General features: G+C 64.2%; 5 protein-coding genes and 1 riboswitch. Of the genes, 4 read left to right on the top strand and 1 reads right to left on the bottom strand.

Features of this window, described 5'->3' with window-relative positions; all coding sequences use genetic code 11:
• Positions 1 to 576 precede the first annotated feature (576 nt).
• Together V7026_RS11045 and V7026_RS11040 are read left to right on the top strand one after the other, a co-directional pair.
• On the top strand, positions 577 to 1176 hold the full coding sequence (locus tag V7026_RS11045) for a type IV toxin-antitoxin system AbiEi family antitoxin domain-containing protein (RefSeq protein ID WP_179593237.1): 600 nt from the start codon (positions 577 to 579) through the stop codon (positions 1174 to 1176).
• Positions 1173 to 2087 (top strand): nucleotidyl transferase AbiEii/AbiGii toxin family protein, encoded by a 915-nt coding sequence (locus tag V7026_RS11040; RefSeq protein WP_334155431.1) that lies wholly within the window; start codon positions 1173 to 1175, stop codon positions 2085 to 2087. The genes V7026_RS11045 and V7026_RS11040 overlap by 4 nt, the downstream gene beginning before the upstream one ends.
• Before the next feature lie 6 nt (positions 2088 to 2093).
• Here the strand turns inward: V7026_RS11040 and V7026_RS11035 are convergent, their stop codons facing one another.
• Positions 2094 to 2537 carry a LacI family transcriptional regulator gene (locus V7026_RS11035; protein WP_334155430.1) on the bottom strand — a complete coding sequence of 148 codons (444 nt, stop codon included), beginning with the start codon at positions 2535 to 2537 and terminating at the stop codon, positions 2094 to 2096.
• A 188-nt stretch (positions 2538 to 2725) separates the two neighbouring features.
• Between V7026_RS11035 and V7026_RS11030 the strand changes: the two genes are divergently transcribed.
• Entirely contained in the window at positions 2726 to 3691 is a 966-nt protein-coding gene (locus V7026_RS11030; protein WP_334155429.1) for a transposase, read from the top strand.
• A 61-nt stretch (positions 3692 to 3752) separates the two neighbouring features.
• A riboswitch (yybP-ykoY riboswitch) is annotated at positions 3753 to 3926 on the top strand.
• A 4-nt stretch (positions 3927 to 3930) separates the two neighbouring features.
• Positions 3931 to 4483, top strand: a 553-nt coding sequence (locus V7026_RS11025; RefSeq protein WP_334155428.1) for a TMEM165/GDT1 family protein, incomplete at its 3' end; no start/stop codon positions are given.

Raw genomic sequence — 4483 nt, 5'->3', positions numbered from 1 at the left:
TGCCAGCAGGTATCCACGGCGGCTGGGTATTATGTGATCATCCGGGATGCGACAGGTAGGCTGCGACGCTACCGGTCAATCGGCGCCGCACAAGGTGAGAGTCCGCCCTGCACTGACTGACCGGCGTTCATTGCCGGGGCCATTGCGTCCACAACAACCCGCAGGATTGCCCGGGATTGCTCAATCGTTGAGAGAGTGGGTTGGATTCCGGTCGCGTCTGCACCACCAATACTGAAGCCCCAACTGTTATCAGTTGGGGCTTTTTCTTGTCTATTTGCGCCAGCTCCCGCGTGTTGTTGGGGGTTCCTGCGGAAGCCTGCGGACTACGCCGGTCAGCCTCTCAGCCCGTTCCGGGCCACATTCCACTCTCTCCTGGCCATTCCTCGCTCCGACCTCGCTCCCCGGAACTGGCCAGAAGTCCGCAAAGGCCACAAGTCAGCGCCATACAGATCAAAGGGTTACGCGCGGACGAATCAAGCGGTTGGATTGCAGCATCGGGGAGCAAAGGAAACCGCTTTGGTTGTGTTTTGTCGGTACATATTGACAACTACCGACGTAATACAACATCATGGCAGCATGGAAACTTCGCACCAGACCATTCTTGATCTCGCCGCCCAGCGCGGCCTCATACGCCCGCGAGATCTCGACGCGCTGGGTCTGCCCAGTGTCGCCCTCACGCGGCTGGTTCGGCAGGGCCTGCTCGTCCGCGTGGGTCGCGGTCTGTACGCCCGTCCCGATCGCCGCGTATCCGAGCATGGCACGCTGGCCGAGGTGGCCCGCAAACACCCGCAAGCCATCGTCTGCCTGCTGTCGGCACTGCGGGTGCACGACCTCACCACGCAGTCGCCATTCGAGGTCTGGCTCGCCATTCCGAACAAGGCGCGTGCACCGAAGATGGACTATCCGCCGCTGCGCATCGTGCGCTTCTCGGGCGCTGCGCTGACTGATGGGATTGAAGAGCACCGGATCGATGGCGTGACCGTGCGCGTGACCAACGTCGCCCGCACCGTGGCCGACTGCTTCAAGTTCCGCAACAAGATCGGCCTCGATGTCGCGATGGAAGCCCTGCAGGAAGCCTGGCGAGCCAAGCGCGTGAGCATGGACGATCTCTGGCGCTATGCCACGCTTTGCAGAGTGGCCAATGTGATGCGCCCCTACATGGAAAGCCTGTCATGAACCAGCGCAACACGGCTGCTTCGGTGCGGGCCCGCCTGCTCACCCGCGCCCGCGAGACCCGACAAGACTTCAATCTGGTCTTGACCCGCTACGCCCTTGAGCGGCTGCTGTACCGACTCAGCGTCTCGCCCCATGCTGACCAGTTCCTGCTGAAAGGCGCGCTGCTGTTCGACTTGTGGTTCGACATCCCGCACCGGCCGACGCGGGATGCGGACTTTCTGGGTTTTGGTTCGGCCGAGTTGCCGCACCTCGAGGCCGTCTTCAAGGACGTCTGCGCGATGGAGACTGACGACGGTGTTACGTTTCGACCGGACACCGTTCAAGCGGCGGAGATCCGCAAGGAGGCCAACTACGCCGGCGTGCGCGTCACCTTGCTCGGACTGATCGATGGAGCACGCTGTCCTATTCAGGTCGACATCGGTTTCGGCGATGCCGTCACGCCAGGGCCGGAAGATGTCGAGTACCCCGTGATGCTGTCGGAGTTTGCGGCGCCGAAACTGCGCGTCTATCCGCGCTACACCGTGGTGGCAGAAAAGCTGGAGGCGTTGGCCTCGCTGGGTATCGCCAACAGCCGGATGAAGGATTACTTCGACCTTTGGATCTTGTCGCGGTACAGCGAATTTGACGGCGACACACTGCGACGCGCGATTCGGGCAACCTTCGATCGACGCAAAACGACGTTGCCCCCGGACGTCCCCTTTGGCCTGACGGATGGTTTTGCGCAAGATGCGCAAAAGCAGACGCAGTGGCAGGCGTTTCTAGGAAAGAACAGACTCGAAGCGCTGCGCTTGGAGGACGTCGTGGCATCGCTTCGAGATTTTCTGCTTCCAGTCATCGCGGCAGCGAACGCTGAAGCCGACTACCCGCAACACTGGCCGGCTGGCGGACCCTGGTCATCAATGGTGGGGTAAAACGAGTCAAAGCCCGACGCGTGCTCGCTGCTCATCCCACAGCGCCGGCGGATCAACCGCTAGATCGAACAACGTGATGTGGTTCGGCAGTGTGTCATCGAGGATGGCAGCTACGATGTCGGGCGCCAACGTGGTCAGGTTGACCATGCGGCTGACGTAACTGTTGTCGATCCCCTCCCGCGTGGCGATCTCCTTCAAGGACTTCGCCTCTCCTGACTCCAGCATCGCCAGCCAGCGGTGGCCCCTGGCCAGCGCCAGTTGGATGGAGGTCGGTGCTACGTCCCACGGTCTAACCGGCGCGGTTTCGCCGTTTGGCAAGGTGACCAGCTTGCGGCCGCTGCGGCGTTTGATCTGGATCGGCACGGACAAGGTCAGCCTGCCGTCGCTGGTCTGCAGGATGTCGGGCTCGCCGGTCTTCTGGATGCGGATGTCGCTTGTATGTTCACCCATGATCAGTGCGGTAGAGTTTGGGCGCTGGTGAGGCGGCCAGAGCGGGCCGTGCAGTTTGGTTGGCGCTGGGGCCTGCGAGCCCGTGCATGAGTACACAGCGCACGGCCGCCGTCCTGGTCTTCCTCCAAACCCGAACGGTTAGGCGCGCCAGCCTGAGCGCGCATGCACAAGCAAGGGATCTGAAGACCATGTCTGCTTCCTCTGTGGTGGTGGTGGGCATCGACGTGGCCAAGGCGCATGTCGATGTGGCGGTGCTGGGCGCTGAGCTCGATGTGCGGCGATTGCCCAACGATGCCGAGGGCCACTCGGCGCTGGCTGCGGCGCTTGAGCCCCTGGGTGTGGCGCTGGTGGTGATGGAGGCCAGCGGCGGCTACGAGGCCGAGCTGGCCTGCGCGCTGCAGGCCGCAGGCCTGCCGCTGGCGGTGGTCAACCCACGCCAGGCGCGCGACTTTGCCAAGGCAATGGGTTGCCTGGCCAAGACCGATGCGATCGATGCGCGCATGCTGGCGCAGTATGGCGAGGTCTTGCTGCGCCGCGGCCAGCTGCAGCGGCTGCTGCGGCCGCTGCCCGAGCCGCAGCAGCAATGGCTGGCCGCGCTGGTGACCCGGCGGCGCCAGCTGTTGGCCATGCTCCTGAGCGAGCGCCAGCGGCTGCAGATCACGCCCAAGGGGCTGCATCCCAGCATCCAGGCCGTCATGGCCACCATCCAGGCGCAGCTGGACGACATCGATGCGCAGATGCGGCACCACGTGCGCCAGCACTTTGCCCAGCTCGATGCACTGTTGCAGTCGGCCGGCGGCATCGGCCCGGTGGCCAGCGCCACGCTGCTGGCTGAGCTGCCCGAGCTGGGCCGCCTCAACCGGCGTCAGATCGCTGCCCTGGCAGGCGTGGCTCCCATGGCCCACGACTCCGGTACCCTGCGGGGCCGACGACGCATCCAGGGCGGCCGCTTCGAGGTGCGCCGCGTGCTGTACATGGCCGCACTGGCCGCCAGCCGCCGCAACCCGGTCATCAAGGCCTTCTATGAGCGCCTCATCGCCGCCGGCAAGCGTCCCAAGGTCGCACTGGTGGCCTGCATGCGCAAGCTGCTGACCATCCTCAACGCCATGGTCAGAACCGGCCAGCCTTGGAATCCCTCCCTTCATGCCAACTAATAGCTCCAGGCCAAACCCTGCAGGCTCTTGACAAGGGTGACGGTTACTTGTTTGTACAATCCCTGCCGTCACTGGGGAGTAGCCGCTCTGCGACCGCCAGAGGCCTGCGTCAACATGCTTGGCATCTTTGCCATGGCGCAGGCGGTTTCCGGACTTGGCAAGACCTTTGACCAGGGTGCCTCCGACTCGGCCGGGGATGCGCCGTGGTCGTTCGTCTTTGCTCCGGCCGGGAACTGTCCATGGAATCTCTCTTCGTCTCGACGGGCGTCGTCGCCCTGGCCGAAATCGGCGACAAAACGCAGCTGCTCGCCTTCCTGCTGGCGGCCCGCTTCAAAAAGCCGCTGCCGATCATCCTGGGCATCCTGGTCGCGACGGTGGCCAACCACGGCCTGGCCGGTGCGCTGGGTGCCTGGATCACCGCCACCGTCAGCCCCCAGGTGCTGCGCTGGGTGCTGGGCTTGTCGTTCATCGCGATGGCCGTCTGGACGCTGATCCCCGACGAAATCGAGGAGGACGAGGTATCGATCGCGCGGCGCTTCGGCGTCTTTGGGGCCACGTTGGTGACCTTCTTCCTGGCCGAGATGGGCGACAAGACGCAGATTGCCACCGTGGCGATGGCGGTGCACTACGCCGCGCCGCTGATGGTGGTCATCGGCACCACGCTGGGCATGTTGATCGCCGACGTGCCGGCGGTATTCGTGGGTGACAAGCTGGCCAACCGCATTCCGATGCGGCTGGTGCATGGGGTGGCGGCCGCCATTTTTGCCGGGCTGGGGGTGCTGACGCTGATGG

It is taken from the genome of Tepidimonas sp. (assembly GCF_036825565.1).
Classification (GTDB): Bacteria; Pseudomonadota; Gammaproteobacteria; order Burkholderiales; family Burkholderiaceae_C; genus Tepidimonas.
This window is presented reverse-complemented; position numbering and strand designations above follow the sequence as displayed.